A 15,556-nucleotide genomic window follows, 5' to 3' on the forward strand; every position below is an offset into this window, starting at 1 on the left:
GGGGCGCCGGCTGCGGCGCTAGGCCCGCACGCCAAGCCGCGTCAGCAGGTGCGCCAGCTGCGCCTGCGTGCCGGTGCCGGTCTTGGTGAAGATCGCCTTGAGCTGCGTGCGCCCGGTCTCGCGCCGGATGCCGATCAGCTCGCAGGCCTCGGGCAGGCCGATGCCCGTGGACAATTGCAGGGCCAGCCGGATCTCCGCCGGCGTCAGGCCGTAGAGTTCGCGCAAGACGGTGGGCAGCGTCATCGGTGCGGCGCCCGGCTCGTGTATCGCCACCAGCACGCTGGGGCGCTGCCAGTCCAGCGCCAGGTGATGGGCCGGGGGCAGCGGCATCAGGATCACCTGCGCCTGCCGGCCGGCGCTGTCGACGGCGCGCAGGGCCTGCGCCGGCTGCGCGCTGGCCGGGTTGCTCACCGCGCGCAGCGCGTCTGCGAACGGGCGCGACAGGGTCCAGCCGCCATCGTCGCGCGCGGCGCCTGGCGGCGCCGCGACGCTGGTCTCGATCGACACCGCCGGCAGCAGCCGGCGCACCCAGTTTTCGCCGATGCTGTTGGACAGCAGCGGCTTGCCGTCGTCGCGGAACACGATCACGCCGAACGGCAGCCGCTCCATCAACTGCGACGAGGCATGCGCCAGCGCCGACACCTGGTGGGTGCGCTCGCGCAGCGCCATGGCCTGGCGCATGTGCGGGATGGCCCAGTCGAGTGCGCGCGCGTCCTCGGGAGAGTAATGGTCGTGGCCATGCGGGCGCTGCAGCGACAGGAAGACGTCATAGTGCGGCTGGCGCTCGATCAGGCAGGCCATCACCGACGACTGTTCGATCGGGCGCAGGAACTCGCCGTAGAAGGGCGACTTGCGCATGACCTGCGGACCCAGCTCGCGCGAATCGATGTACCAGCTGCCCACCGCCATGCGCCGGGCGAACGGCAGCGCCGGGTCGATCGCGGCGAACTGTTCGCGGTAGGCGGCCACGGCCTCGGGCATCGGATTGACCTCCTGGTGCACCAGCACGCGTTCGTGCACCGTGTCGAGCACGAGCAGGTGGGCGTGGCTGCTGCCGCTGGCCTGGCACAGCGCGCCCAGGCTGCGTTGCCAGGCATCGGCGTCGAATATTCCCTCGTACAGCGCGCGAATGGTGTCGTGCATCTGTGTGTCGGTCATGGCTTCCCTTCTTCTTATTTCTTTTATTTTTAGCACTTTACCCGCGTGGCGGCGCGCGTGCCGCCGCAGCGGCCTCCGCCCGTAGCAGTGCTTGCGTATTCAGCCCTGGTCCAGCGCCGCGCCAAGGCGCGAGAGCAGATGCGTGAGTTGGGCCTGGCTGTTGCAGCCGGTCTTGTGGAATACCGCCTTGAGCTGCGTGCGCGCGGTTTCGTGGCGGATGCCGAGCTGCTGGCTGGCTTCGGGCAGGCCCTGGCCGTGGGCCAGCTGGACGCTCAGCCGGGTCTCGGCCGGCGTCAGCCCGTAGAGGTCGCGCAGCACCGGGCCGAGCAATAGCGGCGCGCGGTCCTGCTCGTGCACGATCACCAGTGCGGCCGGTTCCTGCCATTGCGCGGCAAAGGCGTGCGACGGCGGCAGCGGCAGCACGATGACCTGCGCCGAGGCGTCGCCGCTGGTGGCGCGCGCCGCCTGCGCGGCCACCGCGCGGCGCGGGTCGCAGGCGGCCTGGACCATGTCGGCGAACGGCCGCGACAGGGTCCACTCCGAAACCTTGCCGGCCGGGTCGAGACGCCGCGCCCAGCGTTCGCCGGCGCGGTTGCACAACAGCACGTGGCGCTGCGGCGAAAACACCAGCAGGGCGAAATTGAGCCGCTCCACCAGCTGCGTCGACAGCCGCGCCAGCACCGTCAGACCGAGCGTGCGGTCGCGCATCGCCATGGCGCTGCGCATATGCGGGACGATCCAGTCCAGGCCGCCGGTGTCGGCGCTCGAGAACAGCGGCTGCCGGCGCGCGCGCTGCATCGAGAAATAGACTTCGTAATGGGGCTGACGCTCGACCAGGCAGGCCACGTAGGAGCGCAGGCCATAGCGGTGGAAGAAGTCGCGGTAGAACGGATGGCGCGCCATGGTGCCTTCGCCCAGCTCGCGCGCGTCGATATACCAGTCGCCCGGCCGCATGGCCGGTGCGAACTGCTTGGCCGGGTCGATCGCCTGGTAGTCCGTTTCGTATTCGGTGAACAGCTCGACCACCGGATTGACGATCTCGTTGACGGTGATCTGGTCGCGCACCGTGTCCCAGACCATCATCGAGGCATGTGCCGCGCCCGCCAGCCCGGTCAGGGTGCGCAGGCTGTCCTGCCAGGCTCCCGGATCCAGAATGCCCTCGTACAAGCCGCGGATGGCTCCGTGCATGTCGGCTTCATTCATCTGACTTACCCCTTGCATTCGCGACAAAATAATGCGCGGCGCCGGTGGCGCGTCCGCTCGCGCCCCGGCATGCTTTGTTGTTCTGGCTGCTTGCGGCCGGCCCTATTGTCAGCTTCTTGCCGCCGCCGCTGGTCTTGGCCGTTTGTAAACCGGCTCTGGCGTGATTGCGTGTCTGTTGTAGCAGACGTTGCGTACATTACCGCACTTGGGGGTCTCGCGGAAAACGCCAGCGCCCCTTCTTTGGTGGGGAGTCGAGGCAGGCGGGGCCGCGTTGGCACTGGCCGGCGGGCTGGTTTGTGCCTTGCGGGCCGCATCATGGCCGGCGCCGGTCCGGATTCGGCAAAGGCCCGATCGCGTTCAGGTAAAATGCCGGTTTCCCCGAGTCCGTAGCGAAATCTCGCGCCATCCACCGTCATGACCTCTGTCCTGCGTCTTTCCGATCTGATTTCCCAAGGCAAACTCTCCGGCAAGCGGGTGTTCATCCGTGCCGACCTGAACGTGCCGCAGGATGACGCCGGCAACATCACCGAAGACACCCGCATCCGCGCCTCGGTGCCCGCCATCGAGGCCTGCCTGGCCGCCGGTGCTGCGGTGATGGTCACGTCCCACCTGGGCCGCCCGACCGAGGGCGAGTTCAAGCCCGAAGACTCGCTGGCGCCGATTGCCGCGCGCCTGTCCGAACTGCTCGGCAAGCCGGTCAAGCTGGTCCAGAACTGGGTCGACGGCGTCGAAGTGGCGCCGGGCCAGGTGGTGCTGCTGGAAAACTGCCGCGTCAACAAGGGCGAAAAGAAGAACAGCGACGAGCTGGCGCAGAAGATGGCCAAGCTCTGTGACGTCTATGTGAACGATGCCTTCGGCACCGCACACCGCGCCGAAGCCACCACCCACGGCATCGCAAAATACGCGCCGATCGCCTGCGCCGGCCCGCTGCTGGCGGCCGAGATCGACGCGCTGGGCAAGGCGCTGGGCCAGCCGGCGCGTCCGCTGGTGGCCATCGTGGCCGGCTCCAAGGTCTCGACCAAGCTGACCATCCTGAAGTCGCTGGCCGACAAGGTCGACAACCTGATCGTCGGCGGCGGCATCGCCAACACCTTCATGCTGGCCGCCGGCCTGAAGATCGGCAAGTCGCTGGCCGAGGCCGACCTGGTCGGCGATGCCAAGGCCATCATCGACATCATGGCCGAGCGCGGCGCCTCGGTGCCCATCCCCGTGGATGTGGTCTGCGCCAAGGAATTCAGCGCCACCGCCACCGCTACGGTCAAGGACGTCAAGGACGTGGCCGACGACGACATGATCCTCGACATCGGCCCGAAGACCGCCGCGCTGCTGGCCGATCAACTGAAGGCCGCCGGCACCATCGTCTGGAACGGCCCGGTGGGCGTGTTCGAGTTCGACCAGTTCGGCAACGGCACCAGGGTGCTGGCCGAAGCCATCGCCGAGTCGAAGGCGTTCTCGATCGCCGGCGGCGGCGACACGCTGGCGGCCATCGCCAAGTACGGCATCGCCGACCGCGTGGGCTATATCTCCACCGGCGGCGGCGCGTTCCTGGAGTTCCTGGAAGGCAAGACGCTGCCCGCCTTCGAAGTGCTGGAGCAGCGCGCCGCAGGCTGACGCATTCGCCCCGCGCCTGGCGGAGCCGTCGGCCCGCCGGTCGCGCAACACCGGCCGTCGGGCCATCGAGCGCTGAAACCAGGAAACCCCCGCATGACCCGCTCCACCAAGATCGTCGCCACCATCGGCCCCGCCTCCAGCTCGCTGGAGATCCTGACGCGCATGATCGCGGCAGGGGTCGACGTGGTGCGGCTGAACTTTTCGCACGGCACCGCCCAGGACCATCTCGACCGCGCCCGGCTGGTGCGCGAGGCGGCGCAGGCATGCGGGCGCGAAGTCGCCATCATGGCCGACCTGCAGGGTCCCAAGATCCGCGTCGGCAAGTTCGAGCACGGCAAGATCCTGCTCAAGGCGGGCGAGCCCTTTATCCTCGATTCCAATTGCAAGCTGGGCAACGAGGAGCGCGCCGGCCTGGACTACCAGGACCTGCCGCGCGACGTGGGCCCGGGCGACCTGCTGCTGCTCAACGATGGCCTGATCGTGCTGGTGGTCGACCGCGTGCTGGGCAACGAGATCTTCACCACCGTGCGCGTGGGCGGCGAGCTGTCCAACAACAAGGGCATCAACCGCCAGGGCGGCGGGCTGTCGGCGCCGGCGCTGACCGCCAAGGACATGGAGGACATCAAGACCGCCATGGCGCTGGGCGCGGACTACCTCGCGGTGAGCTTCCCCAAGAACGCCACCGACATGGAAATGGCGCGCCAGCTGGCCGCCGTGGCCGGCCAGCCGCACGGCCACCGGGCCCGCATGATCGCCAAGATCGAGCGCGCCGAGGCGATCCATCCGGGCGTGCTCGAAGAAATCCTGCAGGCCTCCGACGGCATCATGGTGGCGCGCGGCGACCTGGCCGTGGAGGTCGGCAATGCCGCCGTGCCCGCGCTGCAGAAGCGCATGATCAAGCTGGCGCGCGAGGCCAACAAGCTGACCATCACCGCCACCCAGATGATGGAAAGCATGATCGTCAACCCGGTGCCGACGCGCGCCGAGGTCTCGGACGTGGCCAACGCCGTGCTGGACGGCACCGATGCCGTGATGCTGTCGGCCGAGACCGCCGCGGGCCGCTACCCGGTGGAAACCGTCGAGGCCATGGCCGCGGTCTGCATCGAGGCCGAGAAATCCGAGGTGGTGCAGCTCGACACCGATTTCCTGAACCAGACCTTCTCGCGCATCGACCAGTCGGTGGCGATGGGCGCGCTGTTCACCGCCTATCATTTGCAGGTGAAGGCGATCGCGGCGCTGACCGATTCGGGCGCGACCGCGCTGTGGATGAGCCGGCACCGCATCCATGTACCGATTTACGCGATGACGCCCAACCTGGCGTCGCAGCGCAAGATGCAGCTGTACCGCAATGTGGTGCCGCTGCCGTTGCAGTCCAGCACCGACCGCGATACCGCGCTGGAGCAGGCCGAGGAGCTGCTGCTGGCGCAGGGCGTGGTGCAGCGGGGCGATTTCATCGTGCTGACCATCGGCGAGCCGATGGGGCAGCCGGGCGGTACCAACACCCTGAAGATCGTCAGGGTGGGGCATTGAGCGCCGACAGAAGAATACCGAGACATCCCATTTTCATTTAGGAGTTAGACATGCCACTCGTTTCGATGCGCCAGCTGCTGGACCACGCAGCCGAGAACAGCTACGGCCTGCCGGCCTTCAACGTGAACAACCTCGAGCAAGTGCAGGCCATCATGCAGGCGGCCGACGAGGTCAACGCTCCGGTGATCATGCAAGCCTCGGCCGGCGCCCGCAAATATGCCGGCGAGCACTTCCTGCGCCACCTGATCGAGGCCGCGGTCGAAGCCTATCCCCACATCCCGGTGGTGATGCACCAGGACCACGGCCAGTCGCCGGCGATCTGCCAGGCGGCCATTGACCTGGGCTTCTCGTCGGTGATGATGGACGGCTCGCTGCGCGAAGACGGCAAGACCCCGGCCGACTACGAATACAACGTCGACGTGACCCGCAAGGTGGTGCAGCTGTCGCACGCCATCGGCGTGACCGTCGAAGGCGAACTGGGCTGCCTGGGCTCGCTCGAAACCGGTGAAGCCGGCGAGGAAGACGGCATCGGCGCCGAAGGCAAGCTGGACCACTCCATGCTGCTGACCGATCCCGAGCAGGCCGCCGACTTCGTCAAGGCCACCCAGCTCGACGCGCTGGCCATCGCCATCGGCACCTCGCACGGCGCCTACAAGTTCACCCGCAAGCCGACCGGCGACATCCTGGCGATCAACCGCATCAAGGAAATCCACGCGCGCATCCCCAACACCCACCTGGTGATGCACGGCTCCTCGTCGGTGCCGCAGGAACTGCTGGAAGAGATCCGCAAGTTCGGCGGCGACATGAAGGAAACCTACGGCGTGCCGGTCGAGGAAATCCAGGAAGCGATCAAGTACGGCGTGCGCAAGATCAACATCGACACCGACATCCGCCTGGCCATGACCGGCGCGATCCGCCGCTTCTTCGTCGAGAACCCGAGCAAGTTCGACCCGCGCGAATACCTGAAGCCGGCCCGCGAAGCCGCCAAGCAGGTGTGCAAGGCACGCTACCTCGCGTTCGGCTGCGAAGGCCAGGCCAGCAAGATCAAGCCGGTGGCGCTGAGCGAGATCGCGCAGCAGTACAAGTCGGGCAAGCTGGCGCAGGTCGTGCAGTAAGTTTTAATCGTCGTTCCCGCGCAGGCGGGAACCCGGCGTCTTTAACGCGGCGCTGACCAAAGGCAAAAGTCACTGGGTCCCCGCCTCCGCGGGGACGACGCATTTTTGAGCGTCAGTGTTTTTTGCGGACGCTGTGCTTTACCTCCGCTCGATCGGAACCATCATGACCAACGCTCTCTACCAGTCCTCCATCAACTCGCTGCCGCTGCTCGGCCACGGCAAGGTGCGCGACAACTACGCCGTCGGCAACGACAAGCTGCTGATCGTCACCACCGACCGCCTGTCGGCGTTCGACGTCATCATGGGCGAGCCGATCCCCGACAAGGGCCGCGTGCTGAACCAGATGGCCAACTTCTGGTTCCGCAAGCTGGCGCACATCGTGCCGAACCACGAGACCGGCATCGCGCCCGAGACCGTGGTGGCCGCGGATGAAGTGGAGCAGGTCAGGGGCCGCGCCGTGGTGGTCAAGCGCCTGAAGCCGATCCTGGTCGAGGCTGTGGTGCGCGGCTACCTCGCCGGCAGCGGCTGGAAGGACTACCAGGCCACCGGCAAGGTGTGCGGCATCGAGCTGCCGCCGGGCCTGCAGAACGCGCAGAAGCTGCCCGAGCCGATCTTCACGCCGGCGGCCAAGGCCGAGATGGGCGAGCACGACGAGAACATCTCGTTCGCCGAGGTCGAGGCCCGCATCGGCATCGCGCTGGCGCGCCAGATGCGCGAGATCTCGATCCGCCTGTACAAGGAAGCGGCCGAGTTCGCCGCCACGCGCGGCATCATCATCGCCGATACCAAGTTCGAGTTCGGCCTGGACGACAACGGCGTGCTGACGCTGATGGACGAAGTGCTGACCGCCGACTCGTCGCGCTTCTGGCCGGCCGATTCGTACCAGGTGGGCACCAACCCGCCGTCGTTCGACAAGCAGTTCGTGCGCGACTGGCTGGAGGCCGTGCGCATCGACGGCAAGCCCTGGCCCAAGACCGCGCCGGCGCCCAAGCTGCCGGACGACGTGATCGAGAAGACCGCGGCGAAGTACCGTGAGGCGCTGACGCGCCTGACGGGCGAGGAATTGAAGTAAGACTCTCCTGTCATTCCCGCGAAGGTGGGAATCCAGCGTCTTTTGCGCCGCGTTGAAGCCGAAGGCAAAGTCACTGGGTTCCCGCCTTCGCGGGAACGACAATCAAAGGAACGAAGAAAGTGAGCAAGCAAGACAAGCCGCTCGTCGGCGTCGTAATGGGCAGCAGCTCCGACTGGGACGTGATGCAGCACGCCGTGGCGATGCTGAAGGACTTCGGCGTGCCGTTCGAGGCCCAGGTGGTGTCCGCACACCGCATGGCCGACGACATGTTCCGCTATGCCGAGAGCGCGCGCGGCCGCGGCATCCGCGCCATCATCGCCGGCGCCGGCGGTGCCGCGCACCTGCCCGGCATGATCGCAGCCAAGACCATCGTGCCGGTGTTCGGCGTGCCGGTGCCGTCGAAGTACCTGCGCGGCGAGGACTCGCTGCTGTCGATCGTGCAGATGCCCAAGGGCGTGCCGGTCGCCACCTTCGCCATCGGCGAGGCGGGCGCCGCCAATGCCGCGCTGCATGCCATCGCCACGCTGGCGACGACCGACGACGCGCTGGCCGCCGCGCTGGAAGCGTTCCGCGCGAAGCAGACCGAAGCCGCGCGCGCCATGACCTTGCCGCTGTAATGCTGGCGCTGTAATTCTCCGGACCTTCCGAACCTCAACGCGGAACCGAGCAATGCCTACCGATATCCATCCCTACCTCTCCGAAGCCCACACGCCGGAATCGCGCGCCGAGTTCGGCGTCGACCGTCCCGACGCGCCCATCCTGCCGGGCGCGTGGCTGGGCATGCTGGGCGGCGGCCAGCTCGGCCGCATGTTCACGCATGCGGCGCAGGCGATGGGCTATCGCGTGTGCGTGCTCGACCCCGACCAGGACAGCCCGGCGGGCGTGGTGGCCGACAAGCACATCTGCGCGGCGTACACCGATGAGGCCGCGCTGGCCGAGATGGGCAAGCTGTGCCAGGCGGTGAGCACCGAGTTCGAGAACGTGCCGTCGCTGTCGCTGGACCGGCTGGAGCAGCTGGGCGCGTTCGTTGCCCCGCGCGGTTATTGCGTGTCGATCGCGCAGAACCGCATCGGCGAGAAGAAATTCTTCGCCGCGTGCGCCGAGCGCACCGGCGTGCCAACCGCGCCGCACTGGGTGATCCAGCACGATGCGGATGTCGACCAGCTGCCCGACCACGTGCTGCCCGGCATCCTCAAGACGGCGCGCATGGGCTATGACGGCAAGGGCCAGGCGCGCGTGAAGACGCGCGACGACGTGCGCGCCGCGTGGAAAGCGATGCAGCACGTCCCATGCGTGCTGGAGCAGATGCTGCCGCTGGCGTACGAGGTGTCGGTACTGGCCGCGCGCGGCGCGGACGGCGCCACCGCGACCTGGCCGCTGGCCGAGAACGTGCACCGCGACGGCATCCTGTTCTCGACCGAGATGCCGTCGACCAGCGTCTCGCCCGAAATCGCCGAGCGCGCCCGCGCCGCCGCCGCCGCGATTGCCACCGAGATGGGCTATGTCGGCGTGCTGTGCATCGAGTTCTTCGTGCTGACCGACGGTTCGCTGGTCGCCAACGAAATGGCGCCGCGCCCGCACAATTCCGGCCATATCACCATGGACGCCTGCGAGACCAGCCAGTTCGAGCAGCAGGTGCGCGCCATGGCGCGGCTGCCGCTGGGCAGCACGCGCCAGCATTCGGCCGGCAAGATGCTGAACCTGCTGGGCGACGTGTGGTTCGAGTTCGGGCTGGAGCGCACGCCCGCGTGGGATGAGGTGGTGGCGCAACCCGGCGCCAAGCTGCACCTGTACGGCAAGAGCGATGCGCGCCCGTCGCGCAAGATGGGGCACGTCAACTGCATCGGCGAGCATGCCGAAGCCGCCGATGCTGCCTTTACCGCAGCCGCGCAGGCACTGCATATCCCGCTCTGACGCAAGGAACACGATGTCGCCGCGCACGCCCACGGCTGCTGAACTCGATGAAGCCGTCCGCCTGCTCGAGGCCGGGCAACTGGTCGCCTTTCCGACTGAGACCGTCTATGGCCTCGGCGCCGATGCCGAAAACCCGGCGGCGGTCGGCCGCATCTTCGCGCTCAAGGGCAGGCCGTCGAACCACCCGGTGATCGTGCACGTGGTCGATGGCGCGGATATCGGCTACTGGACCGACGACGTCCCCGCGGCCGCGCAGCAGCTGATCGACGCCTTCTGGCCCGGCCCGCTGACGCTGATCCTGAAGCGCGCCGCGCATATCGATGCTGCGGTGGCGGGCGGGCAGGACAGCATCGGCCTGCGGTGCCCGTCGCATCCGGTGGCGCAGGCGCTGCTGTCGCGCTTCAAGCGCGGCCGCGGCGGCATTGCCGCGCCTTCGGCGAACAAGTTCGGCCAGGTCAGCCCGACCACGGCGCAGCATGTGCGCGAGGAATTCGGCGACGCGGTCTATGTGCTGGAGGGCGATGGCGTCGAGGTCGGCATCGAATCGACCATCGTCGACCTGTCGCGGCTGGACCAGGGCATCGGCCCGGTGCTGCTGCGCCCGGGTGCGGTCACGGTGGGGATGCTCGCGCAGGTGCTGGGCGAAGCCCCGCTGCCGCCGGATGCCGCCGCACCGCGCGCGTCGGGCACGCTGAAGGCCCACTACGCCCCGCACACGCCGCTGCTGCTGGCCGATGCGCAGGCTGCCGCCGCGCGCCTGGAAGCGCTGCCGGCGGATGCCCGCGTGGCATGGGTCGGCCGCGCGCCGCTGGCGGACCAGCGCTGCACCTGGGTGCAGGCGCCGGGGGATGCTGCTGCGTATGCGCAGGAGTTGTACCGGCTGCTGCGCAAGCTGGATCGGCAGGGGTATACGCAGCTGGTGTTCGAGGTATTGCCCGAAGGGCAGGACTGGGCCGGGGTAAGGGACCGGCTGGAGCGGGCGGCAGCGGCGTTTGGGGGGTAGGCGGGACGATGGTTTGCGTGGGGGATTACTTCGTTGAAGCTTTGGCCCTTTCCCCCACCTTGCGAGGGATGTCGGCAGCTCCAACGCTCTCGCATACCCGCGTTTTGCTCCCTCTCCTGCCTGCGGGAGAGGGCCGGGGGAGAGGGCCGGCGTGTGCCAAGCACGCCTACGTCAACATTACCCCCCCCAACAACCGCAACGCCGTATACACCGCCATCCCCACCACAATCATCCCCACCATCTTCCTGGTCACCAGGTAGAACACCGTCGCGGCCACGCCCGCCATCAGCTTGTAGTTCGAAAACGCCACGGTGAAATGCCCCTGCCAGGTCATCAGGTCCGGCAGGATGATGGCGGCCAGCGCCGCTGCCGGCGCATAGCGCAGCGCGCGCTGGATGCGGTCCGGCACGGTGATGTGCTCGCCGGCCATCAGGAACAGCGCGCGCGTAATCACGGTGACGACCGCCATGCCGACCAGCGCGATCCAGACTTCGGTATGGCTCATGCGCGGTCTCCGGGTACGTCCGCCGGCTCAGGTGCCGGCTTGGAAGCGGGCTTTGAAGCGGGCTTGGCCAGCGGTGCCTGCCGGCGCCGCTGGATGCCGCGCAGCGCGGCTCGCGCGGCCAGTTCGTCGCTGGCCATGCCGGCAGCGATGGCACCGACCACCGCCACCACCAGCCCCAGCCGGTACGGCAAGTCGAAGCACAGTAGCGCCAGCACCGCGGAAATCACCACTGCCATCAGCGTCGAGCGCGAATTGATGGTGGCGATCATCACCGGGATCAGCGCCATGGTGCCCGCCAGCCCCAGGCCCCAGCTGTCCGGGAACAGGCTGGCCAGCACGATGCCGATGATCGACGACACTTGCCACATGCAGAAGTTGGTCAGCGCCATGCCCCAGAAGTAGCCTTCCTTGCCGGGCTCATAGCCGGGCGTGCTGTACTTCTGCAGGAAATAGACGAAATGCAGGTCGCCGTTGAAGAAGCCCAGCACCGTGCGACGCGCCAGCGTCAGGTAGCTGAAATGCGGCTGCATGCCGGCGCTGAAGATGACGAAGCGCAGGTTGACCATGGCCGCGGTCAGCCAGATGGTCCACAGCGGCAGCCCCGCGGCGAACAGCGGCAGCACCGCCAGCTGCGCCGAGCCGGCGTAGACCAGCAGGGACATGCCGATGGCTTCTGGCACGGTCAGCACGGATTTGCTCATGGCCACGCCGGTGACCAGACCCCAGGAAAATACCGCGGGCAGGGACGGGGCAAAGCGGCGCGCGCCGTCGAGAAAGCCGGCGCGTTCGGCGGGTGCGAAGCGATGCCAGAGGCGCAACCACACCGGGGGTTGTCGGGAAGTCATGTCAGAGGAAGCGGGGGCGATGCGGCCCGGGGCCGCAGGCCGGCCCGGAAGGCTGCCGCCGCAGGACGCGGCTGGCACCCTGGCATTATAGGGTGGGATGGCGGACTGGTAAGCGAGTGCTTAACAAAATGCCGTCGCGGCGTTGGCGGCAGGCCACGGCGCCGCGCCGTAGCCGGTCCGGCGGGGTGTCAATGCGCCCCGCGGTACACCCACTGCAGCAGCGCGTCGTGCGCCTCCTGCGCCTGCGCGGCGTTGGCATGGTTGATCATGCTCACCACCACGTAGCGGCCGCCTTCGGCGGCATCCACGTAGCCGGCCAGCGCGCGCACATCGGCCAGCGTGCCGGTCTTCAGGTAGCCGCTGCCGGCCGCACTGGCGCGGGTCAGGCGGTTGCGCAGCGTGCCGTCGACGCCCAGCACCGGCAGCGAGTCGATCAACACCGGCCCCACCGGGCTGGCCGCGGCCTGCTGCAGCAGCCGCGCCATGTCATAGGCGCTGATGCGTTCCGCGCGCGACAGGCCCGAGCCGTTGTCCAGCACCAGCCCCGGCATGTCCAGCCCCTGCCGCGCCAGCCAGCGCTGCACCACGCGGATCGAGCGCCCGGTGCTGGCAGGCCCGCCGCGGTCCATCTCGGCGCCGAGCGTCAGGAACAGCTGCCGCGCCATCACGTTGTTCGAGAACTTGTTGATGTCGCGCACGATGTCGGCCAGCGGCAGGCCGTAGTGGCGCGCCAGAAGCACCGCGCCGCGCGGCACCTTGCCGCTGCGCAGCGCGGGCAGGCGGGCAAAGCGCCCGCCGGCGCGCTGCCATTCGGCGACAAAGCCGCCCCAGGTGAATTCCGCATGCGACAGCGTGGCGATATTGAGCACGTGCTCGCCGCAGTCGCTGGCATAGTCGCCCGAGAACGAGGCCAGCACGGTGCCGTCGGCCTGCGGCAGCACGGTCGGGCTGGCGCTGCTCTGCCAGTCGCCGCAGCGGCCGTTGGTGAGCGTGAGCCGGTTGTCCAGCTTCAGCTGCGCCAGCTCCGGCGTGACGCTGACGGCCACGGTCTGCGTGGCCGGGTCGGGCGTCAGCGTGAATGACAGCGTCTTGAAGGCGTAGAGCAGCGCATCGGGGCCGACGTTGTAGGCGCGCTGCACCTCGCCGTCGATGGTGCCGTTGCTGTCCAGGCCATCGGCAAAGTAGCTGCGGTCCAGCACCAGGTCGCCGTTGATGGTGGTCGCCCCGGCAGCGCGCGCCCGCGCCACCAGCTTGGCCATTTCCTCGGGCACCAGCTTGGGATCGCCGTGGCCGCGCAGGTACACGTTGCCGTTGACGGTGCCGTCGAAGCCGGGCTGCGCGTCGGCGTAGAGCGAGGTCTGCCAGCGGTAGTCGGGCCCCAGCAGCTGCAGGCCGGCGAAGGTGGTGACCAGCTTCATGGTCGACGCCGGGTTCATCGGCTGCTGCGCGTTCCAGCTCGCCCGCGCGCTGCTGTCGCCCAGCCGCACCACGTAGAAGCTGGCGGCCGCGGCCGGCACGCCGGCGCGGCGCAGCGCCGCGGCCACCGGCGCGGGCACGCCGGCGTTGAGCAGCGCCGGATCGGCCGCGACCTTCTGCGCTTTTGCGGGCTTGGCCGCCTTGACCGCTTTGGCGGTCTTGGCAGGCGGCTTGGCGTAGGCCGGTGTCAGTGCCGGACCGCCGGCCAGCAGCACGGCGGCAAGGAGGGGCGAGAGCAGCGGCGACAGGCGGCGCAGCAGGGCGCCGGGTCGCGCTGCGGTGGGCGCGGCGAGGGTCTTGGGCATGGCGGCCATGTTAACGCATGGCCGCCCGCAAGCGGCTGACAGTGACGCTGGCGCCGCGGTTCAGCCGGCGCGCGGCGGGGCCAGCCGTGCCAGCAGGGCTTTCAGCGTGGCCTGCTCGGCTTCGCTCAGCGCCGAACTGACGTGGGCGTCGTGCGCCACCACCGCCTGCGTGGCCGCTTCGAGCGTGCGGCGCCCGGCCGGCGTCAGCACCAGGCTGTAGGCGCGCCGGTCGCCAGCCGCGGGGCGCCGCGCCACCAGCTTCATGGCTTCGAGCGCGTCCACCAGCAGCACCGCGCCCGAGCGCGCGATGCCCAGGATCTGCGCCAGCTCGGTCAGCTTCAGGTGCGGGTTGCGCGAGATGATTACCAGTGCCGAGAAGCGCGGCGGCGTGATCTGCCACTGCGCCAGCGACTGCACGAAGTCTTCGTAGATGCGGATCTGCGCGCGGCGGATGGCATAGCCGACCAGGTCGTCGAGCACGCCGTAGTCGATGTTCGGCACATGCGGGTCGAAGCCGCCATCGGCACCATCACCGGCGGCCGGGTCGGGCGCCAGCGCATCGCGCGTCCTGCGCCGCGCGGGGGCTGCGGCGGTGCGGGCCCGCCGCGCGGGGGTGGCGGGCGGTGTGCCGGATGCGTCGGGAATCATTTGAGCAGTTTCCAGTTGCCGTTCTCAATTGTCACCATAACCCGTCCCCGCTGGTCAAAGCCATAGTGGTCTTGCGCACTGAAGTTCAGCACCCCGTGCGAGACCACGATGTCGCGCTCGGTCTCCAGCGCGTGGCGCAGCGCCTGGCGGAAGGCCGGCGTGCCGGGACGGGCCTGCTTCAGCGCCACCGGCACGATGCGCTCCAGCACCAGCCCGGCATCGTAGGCATGGGCGCCGAACTGCGTGCGGGTCTCGGCGCCGTACTGCTTCTCATAGCGGGTGACGTAGTCCAGGGCGGGCTTGCGCACCGGGTCGCCCGCGGGCAGCTGCTCCGGCACGATGACCGGGCCGGCGGGCAGGATCGCGCCGTTGACCAGGCGCCCGCCGATGCGGATCAGGTCCCGGGTGGCCGCGCCGTGGGTCTGGTACAGGGTGCCGCCGTAGCCGCGCTCGCGCAGCGTGGTGTGCGGCAGCGCGGCGCCGGTGCCGGCGCCGGCGATCAGGATGGCATCGGGCCTGGCGGCGATCAGCTTGAGCACCTGCGCGGTCACGCTGGTGTCGGCGCGGCCGTAGCGCTCGGTGGCGATCAGGCGGATGCCGTTGGCGGTGGCGGCGGCGGTGAAGTCCTTCAGCCAGGTCTCGCCGTAGGCGTCGGCAAAGCCGATAAAGCCCATGGTCTTGACGCCGTGGGTCTTGGCGGTGGCGGCCACGGCATTGGCCATCAGCCGCACCGGCTGGGCCAGGCGGAAGGTCCATGCGCCACGCCCGGGCTTGAGCTCGATCGGCGAAAACGCCAGCTGCACGGTCTGGGCTTCGTCGGCCACCTCGGCAATGGCGATCGACGGCGCCACCGCGGACGAGCCCAGGATGATGTCGACCTTGTCCTCGGCGACGAAGCGGCGCGCCGCCTTGGCGCCCTGCGTCGGGTCGGAGGCATCGTCCAGCACGATGTAGCGCACCGGCTCGCCGCCGATCCGTTGCGGCAGGTAGGCCAGCGAGTTCTTCTGCGGAATGCCCAGCGAAGCGGACGGGCCGGTGGTGGACAGGCTGACGCCGACGGTGATGTCGGCCAGGGCGGTGGTGGCGGTGAAGGCTACGGCGATGCCGAGTGCGAGGCGGGCGAGCCTGGCAGCGGTCTGGGACGTCATGGTTGTTCTCCTCGACGCTGAGT

General features: G+C 68.9%; 14 protein-coding genes. 7 read left to right on the forward strand and 7 right to left on the reverse strand.

The features are described 5' to 3' along the window. Positions 1–18: 18 nt before the first annotated feature. Positions 19–1,158, reverse strand: coding sequence for a helix-turn-helix transcriptional regulator (locus tag RALTA_RS02545; RefSeq protein WP_012351846.1), 1,140 nt, complete (start codon positions 1,156–1,158; stop codon positions 19–21). Between the two features lie 99 nt (positions 1,159–1,257). Continuing rightward, positions 1,258–2,361 carry a helix-turn-helix transcriptional regulator gene (locus tag RALTA_RS02550; RefSeq protein WP_012351847.1) on the reverse strand — a complete coding sequence of 368 codons (1,104 nt, stop codon included), beginning with the start codon at positions 2,359–2,361 and terminating at the stop codon, positions 1,258–1,260. Between the two features lie 414 nt (positions 2,362–2,775). Here RALTA_RS02550 and RALTA_RS02555 point away from each other — a divergent pair, with 414 nt between their 5' ends. The 7 genes from RALTA_RS02555 (at position 2,776) to RALTA_RS02585 (ending at position 10,606) form a co-directional block, all read left to right on the forward strand. After that, positions 2,776–3,972 carry a phosphoglycerate kinase gene (locus tag RALTA_RS02555; RefSeq protein ID WP_012351848.1) on the forward strand — a complete coding sequence of 399 codons (1,197 nt, stop codon included), beginning with the start codon at positions 2,776–2,778 and terminating at the stop codon, positions 3,970–3,972. A 93-nt stretch (positions 3,973–4,065) separates the two neighbouring features. Continuing rightward, positions 4,066–5,502, forward strand: coding sequence for a pyruvate kinase (gene pyk / locus RALTA_RS02560; RefSeq protein ID WP_012351849.1), 1,437 nt, complete (start codon positions 4,066–4,068; stop codon positions 5,500–5,502). Between the two features lie 50 nt (positions 5,503–5,552). Next, positions 5,553–6,617: a class II fructose-bisphosphate aldolase gene (fba, locus tag RALTA_RS02565; protein WP_012351850.1), complete on the forward strand. Its 1,065-nt coding sequence runs from the start codon at positions 5,553–5,555 to the stop codon at positions 6,615–6,617. Between the two features lie 163 nt (positions 6,618–6,780). Then, entirely contained in the window at positions 6,781–7,689 is a 909-nt protein-coding gene (locus tag RALTA_RS02570) for a phosphoribosylaminoimidazolesuccinocarboxamide synthase (RefSeq protein WP_012351851.1), read from the forward strand. A 119-nt stretch (positions 7,690–7,808) separates the two neighbouring features. After that, positions 7,809–8,306 (forward strand): 5-(carboxyamino)imidazole ribonucleotide mutase, encoded by a 498-nt coding sequence (purE, locus tag RALTA_RS02575; protein WP_012351852.1) that lies wholly within the window; start codon positions 7,809–7,811, stop codon positions 8,304–8,306. Positions 8,307–8,358: 52 nt separating this feature from the next. Continuing rightward, positions 8,359–9,603: a 5-(carboxyamino)imidazole ribonucleotide synthase gene (locus RALTA_RS02580; protein ID WP_012351853.1), complete on the forward strand. Its 1,245-nt coding sequence runs from the start codon at positions 8,359–8,361 to the stop codon at positions 9,601–9,603. 13 nt (positions 9,604–9,616) lie between these two features. After that, the gene (locus tag RALTA_RS02585; protein WP_012351854.1) at positions 9,617–10,606 is read left to right on the forward strand and encodes an L-threonylcarbamoyladenylate synthase; all 990 of its coding nucleotides are present in this window, start codon (positions 9,617–9,619) and stop codon (positions 10,604–10,606) included. A gap of 166 nt (positions 10,607–10,772) precedes the next feature. Here the strand turns inward: RALTA_RS02585 and RALTA_RS02590 are convergent, their stop codons facing one another. From RALTA_RS02590 to RALTA_RS02610, 5 genes are all read right to left on the reverse strand, one after another. Then, positions 10,773–11,111, reverse strand: coding sequence for an AzlD domain-containing protein (locus RALTA_RS02590; protein ID WP_012351855.1), 339 nt, complete (start codon positions 11,109–11,111; stop codon positions 10,773–10,775). Next, complete coding sequence (locus RALTA_RS02595) at positions 11,108–11,956, reverse strand: AzlC family ABC transporter permease (protein ID WP_012351856.1); 849 nt, start codon at positions 11,954–11,956, stop codon at positions 11,108–11,110. The genes RALTA_RS02590 and RALTA_RS02595 overlap by 4 nt, the downstream gene beginning before the upstream one ends. Positions 11,957–12,144: 188 nt before the next feature. After that, positions 12,145–13,746, reverse strand: a complete 1,602-nt coding sequence (gene dacB, locus RALTA_RS02600) for a D-alanyl-D-alanine carboxypeptidase/D-alanyl-D-alanine endopeptidase (protein ID WP_012351857.1) — start codon at positions 13,744–13,746, stop codon at positions 12,145–12,147. A gap of 51 nt (positions 13,747–13,797) precedes the next feature. Continuing rightward, the gene (locus tag RALTA_RS02605) at positions 13,798–14,385 is read right to left on the reverse strand and encodes a MarR family winged helix-turn-helix transcriptional regulator (RefSeq protein WP_012351858.1); all 588 of its coding nucleotides are present in this window, start codon (positions 14,383–14,385) and stop codon (positions 13,798–13,800) included. Then, the gene (locus RALTA_RS02610; protein ID WP_012351859.1) at positions 14,382–15,533 is read right to left on the reverse strand and encodes an ABC transporter substrate-binding protein; all 1,152 of its coding nucleotides are present in this window, start codon (positions 15,531–15,533) and stop codon (positions 14,382–14,384) included. The genes RALTA_RS02605 and RALTA_RS02610 overlap by 4 nt, the downstream gene beginning before the upstream one ends. Positions 15,534–15,556 lie beyond the last annotated feature (23 nt).

Source organism: Cupriavidus taiwanensis LMG 19424 (genome assembly GCF_000069785.1).
In the GTDB taxonomy this organism is placed as follows: Bacteria; Pseudomonadota; Gammaproteobacteria; order Burkholderiales; family Burkholderiaceae; genus Cupriavidus; species Cupriavidus taiwanensis.

Coding starts and splice junctions, on each gene's coding strand:
- dacB (WP_012351857.1), bottom strand. CDS start 13,746: ATGGCCGCCATGCCCAAGACCCTCGCCGCGCCCACCGCAGCGCGACCC.
- RALTA_RS02550 (WP_012351847.1), bottom strand. CDS start 2,361: ATGAATGAAGCCGACATGCACGGAGCCATCCGCGGCTTGTACGAGGGC.
- RALTA_RS02580 (WP_012351853.1), top strand. CDS start 8,359: ATGCCTACCGATATCCATCCCTACCTCTCCGAAGCCCACACGCCGGAA.
- RALTA_RS02595 (WP_012351856.1), bottom strand. CDS start 11,956: ATGACTTCCCGACAACCCCCGGTGTGGTTGCGCCTCTGGCATCGCTTC.
- RALTA_RS02545 (WP_012351846.1), bottom strand. CDS start 1,158: ATGACCGACACACAGATGCACGACACCATTCGCGCGCTGTACGAGGGA.
- RALTA_RS02555 (WP_012351848.1), top strand. CDS start 2,776: ATGACCTCTGTCCTGCGTCTTTCCGATCTGATTTCCCAAGGCAAACTC.
- RALTA_RS02585 (WP_012351854.1), top strand. CDS start 9,617: ATGTCGCCGCGCACGCCCACGGCTGCTGAACTCGATGAAGCCGTCCGC.
- pyk (WP_012351849.1), top strand. CDS start 4,066: ATGACCCGCTCCACCAAGATCGTCGCCACCATCGGCCCCGCCTCCAGC.
- RALTA_RS02590 (WP_012351855.1), bottom strand. CDS start 11,111: ATGAGCCATACCGAAGTCTGGATCGCGCTGGTCGGCATGGCGGTCGTC.
- RALTA_RS02570 (WP_012351851.1), top strand. CDS start 6,781: ATGACCAACGCTCTCTACCAGTCCTCCATCAACTCGCTGCCGCTGCTC.
- RALTA_RS02610 (WP_012351859.1), bottom strand. CDS start 15,533: ATGACGTCCCAGACCGCTGCCAGGCTCGCCCGCCTCGCACTCGGCATC.
- RALTA_RS02605 (WP_012351858.1), bottom strand. CDS start 14,385: ATGATTCCCGACGCATCCGGCACACCGCCCGCCACCCCCGCGCGGCGG.
- fba (WP_012351850.1), top strand. CDS start 5,553: ATGCCACTCGTTTCGATGCGCCAGCTGCTGGACCACGCAGCCGAGAAC.